This window comes from Nostoc cf. edaphicum LEGE 07299 (genome assembly GCF_015207245.1).
GTDB lineage: Bacteria > Cyanobacteriota > Cyanobacteriia > Cyanobacteriales > Nostocaceae > Nostoc > Nostoc edaphicum_B.
The window spans coordinates 1-2,670 of record NZ_JADEXF010000970.1 but is presented as its reverse complement, the minus strand read 5'-3'; the positions used below and the strand labels follow the sequence as shown (position 1 = coordinate 2,670).

Here is a 2,670-nt window from a genome sequence, read left to right as displayed (position 1 = left end):
CATCTATACACCCCTACAAACACTTCATTTCTTGCAAAGATTGTTGACGATAGTTATGATACCGTGTGCGTTTAATTGGCCAAGCAGTCTGACGGAATTTTGGTCATATAGACATGATGTTAGTCATTACTCATTGTATCTTCCCATCTCTCACGCCTGGGCTTGCTCTCTACATCGCGCGATCGCATTTCTTGCCAAGTCCCCCACATTAAGGATTGCTGTTTTTCAACATGGTTAATAAACTGCATAATTGAGTGATCTGCTTTGATGGGAGTTTTCAAATCAAACTGAATTGTTTGAAGAATCTTGATGTCACCCATGAGAAAGTACTTAGCTGCAATCTTAGTCAGCCATAGCACAACTCGATTGCATAACCAACCAAAAACTCCTTTACGTTTTTTAGTCATCAACAGAACTTGACCTTCAGTTTTTCCCCCTTCGTGGAGGCGAACTGCAACCATCATGTGGACATGGAAGAAATCAGGGCCAATTGTCACAATGCCAATGCTACCGTACCAATAGCAAATACTGTAAGTTATGATATTTTTGTAGAAAAGACGGATGAGCTTAATCAAAAAGAAATTGTCTTTAATAGGTGTAGTATTACTAAAGATAATCGCATTCTCGTTTAGTTCGTGTCTTTCAAAAATAATTTCTAGTGGCAATTTGTGAACTGTATTGAGGTGTTGAGCATCAATTGCATTAATCATCACCACATTGGGATGACAGTTCAGCAAGAAGTGGGAATGGATGGCAACATCACACTCTTTGTGTTCTAATTCTGGAACAAAAGGTAGAGGTTGCTGTGGTATTTCTCCAGTCCAAACCCAAATCATCCCATACTTCTCAGCAGTAGGCCAAGTTTGTAACTTTAAGGAAGGTGGTATATCTAAACATGGGATATCAATACACATCCCCTCAGCATCAAACTTCCAGTGGTGGAAAAAACAACGTAGTGCATTACCCTCAACTTTGCCTTCAGTAAGGTGAGCGCCCATATGTGGACAGTAGGCATCTAAGGTAACTACTCTTTTATCTTTCCCACGGTAAATTACTAATTCTCTACCCAAAATCGTGACAGGTTTTACTTCACCCACCCGCAGATTTTGAGAGGGTGTTACCCAATACCATCCCTCAATAAAACGCTCTGGATTATTAAAAATTTTAGGTTTACGGATTGAGCTAAAAGTCTGCGAGTTGAGATTCATTTTATGGTTTCACTTGAAGTGAAGCAGTTGATCTAGAAGTAACATGGGAACTTCAAAAAAACAGTTACTTTCAGTACCATGAGAAACAGCTACCCAATAAATAGATAAAAATCATCAGGTAAAATATTGAAAAAATATTATAAAAAATGTCAAAATTATGCCAATTTAAGATAGTCTAAATTCCAAATATCCATTTAAAATAGATGTTTGAAAATTTACAACTTAGTAAAATCTCTAATTAGATAAAAATTTCCAACACTAATGCTAATATTTCGCTTACCTCTCAAACCACTTGATGTTTAGCAAAATATGTAATAATAAGTACAGAACTTGGGAAAATCTACCATGTTAACTCAAGATAAAAAACTGCTTTTAATTGGTCAGGTAACAGATTTAACTGGAATACCCATCAGGACAATTCGTTATTACGAGAGTTTAGGTTTAATCAATTCATTAAGACGAACAGAGGGAGGCTTTCGCCAGTTTTCATTGGATGTGCTAACTCGTCTAGCATTCATTAAAAGGGTACAAAATCTTGGTCTTAGCCTAGAAGAGATTGGTAATATTCTGCAAGTTTATGACCAAGGGCAAACTCCCTGTGGTGAAATCAAAGAAAAGCTTGAAGATAAAGTCTTGCAGATCGATCGCCAAATCGATCAGCTGTTAACTTTGCGCTCTGAAATCAAGGGATTACTTTCAGGCTGGAAGAATATTAGTGACCATCATGAGGAGACAATTTGTCCGATTATTCAAAACACCTCTCACGACTGACACTAATCAGGAATCACGAATTTTATAGAGAAGAAACCACCACAACTCTAGTCCAATTAAAGCTAAACCTGCGATCGCAACCCCAACTTTCAAGCCCAAAGGTTGCTCAATGTGTTGAAATTGGCTGGTTTGCTCTGATGAATGGGCTGGCATTTCTGCGAATGCTACACCTGATGTTCCAGTGAGAAGCACTAAAGCTATCAGGCTTCCCCAAAGCGTTTTTTGACTGAACATTTCCTAAATTACCCTGCAATTATGAGCTAATTTTTGGTTGAAACTTACGCAATCTGAGGGCATTGCTAACAACAGAGAGTGAAGAAAGAGCCATCGCAGCACCGGCAATAATTGGATTGAGTAACCAACCAAAGATGGGGAACAAAATTCCCGCCGCAATAGGAATACCAATGACATTGTAAATAAAGGCAAAGAAGAGATTTTGCTTGATATTATTGATAGTGGCGCGGCTGAGTTGAATTGCTGTGACAATTCCTTGCAAATCTCCAGAAATTAGGGTGATATCGCTAGCTGCGATCGCTACATCTGTTCCCGTACCAATAGCAATTCCCACATCAGCCTGTGCCAAGGCTGGAGCATCATTTATCCCATCACCTACCATTGCGACAACTGAGTGCTGAGTTTTGAGTGAAAATTTATAAGAATTCTCTCCCCTTACTCCCCTGCCCCTCTGCTC

General features: G+C 38.9%; 4 protein-coding genes. 1 reads left to right on the top strand and 3 read right to left on the bottom strand.

Going from position 1 to position 2,670, the window contains the following annotated elements:
* Nucleotides 1-119: 119 nt before the first annotated feature.
* Nucleotides 120-1,208, bottom strand: a complete 1,089-nt coding sequence (locus tag IQ229_RS23280; RefSeq protein WP_194047824.1) for an aromatic ring-hydroxylating dioxygenase subunit alpha — start codon at nucleotides 1,206-1,208, stop codon at nucleotides 120-122.
* 345 nt (nucleotides 1,209-1,553) lie between these two features.
* Here IQ229_RS23280 and IQ229_RS23275 point away from each other — a divergent pair, with 345 nt between their 5' ends.
* Nucleotides 1,554-1,979, top strand: a complete 426-nt coding sequence (locus tag IQ229_RS23275; protein WP_194047822.1) for a heavy metal-responsive transcriptional regulator — start codon at nucleotides 1,554-1,556, stop codon at nucleotides 1,977-1,979.
* A gap of 6 nt (nucleotides 1,980-1,985) precedes the next feature.
* Here IQ229_RS23275 and IQ229_RS23270 read toward each other — a convergent pair whose 3' ends face one another.
* Together IQ229_RS23270 and IQ229_RS23265 are read right to left on the bottom strand one after the other, a co-directional pair.
* Nucleotides 1,986-2,213 carry a hypothetical protein gene (locus IQ229_RS23270; RefSeq protein ID WP_194047820.1) on the bottom strand — a complete coding sequence of 76 codons (228 nt, stop codon included), beginning with the start codon at nucleotides 2,211-2,213 and terminating at the stop codon, nucleotides 1,986-1,988.
* A 19-nt stretch (nucleotides 2,214-2,232) separates the two neighbouring features.
* On the bottom strand, nucleotides 2,233-2,670 hold a 438-nt coding region (locus tag IQ229_RS23265; RefSeq protein ID WP_228013676.1), incomplete at its 5' end, for an HAD-IC family P-type ATPase.